1 protein-coding gene is annotated in these 597 nt (G+C 67.5%); it reads left to right on the top strand.

Annotated elements, in window-relative coordinates:
• Positions 1-597 (top strand): flavodoxin-dependent (E)-4-hydroxy-3-methylbut-2-enyl-diphosphate synthase (locus HG542_RS34185; RefSeq protein WP_171088329.1); only part of this gene is annotated, 597 nt, incomplete at both ends.

The following is a 597-nucleotide window of genomic DNA, read 5'->3' as shown; positions in this document are numbered from 1 at the left end:
TGTGGGAGGCGTCGCTGTTCGAGGAGCACGGCTTCCGCGACATCAAGATCTCCGTCAAGCACAACGACCCGGTGGTGATGGTCAACGCCTACCGGCAGCTGGCCGCGCAGTGCGACTACCCGCTGCACCTGGGCGTCACCGAGGCCGGCCCCGCCTTCCAGGGCACGATCAAGTCGGCGGTTGCCTTCGGTGCGCTGCTGAGCGAGGGCATCGGCGACACCATCCGCGTCTCGCTGTCGGCTCCGCCGGCGGAGGAGGTCAAGGTCGGCATCCAGATCCTGGAGTCGCTCAACCTGCGCCAGCGCCGCCTGGAGATCGTCTCCTGCCCGTCCTGCGGCCGCGCGCAGGTGGACGTGTACAAGCTCGCCGACCAGGTCTCCGCGGGTCTGGAGGGCATGGAGGTCCCGCTGCGGGTGGCGGTGATGGGCTGTGTCGTCAACGGTCCGGGGGAGGCCCGTGAGGCCGACCTGGGTGTGGCGTCCGGTAATGGCAAGGGGCAGATCTTCGTGAAGGGCGAGGTCATCAAGACGGTGCCCGAGTCGAAGATCGTCGAGACCCTCATCGAAGAGGCGATGAAGCTCGCCGAGCAGATGGAGA

Origin of the sequence: Streptomyces morookaense (assembly GCF_013030945.1) — a bacterium.
Taxonomy (GTDB): Bacteria; Actinomycetota; Actinomycetes; order Streptomycetales; family Streptomycetaceae; genus Streptomyces; species Streptomyces morookaensis.
The sequence above is the reverse complement of the archived record's forward strand: the minus strand, read 5'-3'. Positions and strand labels throughout refer to the sequence as shown.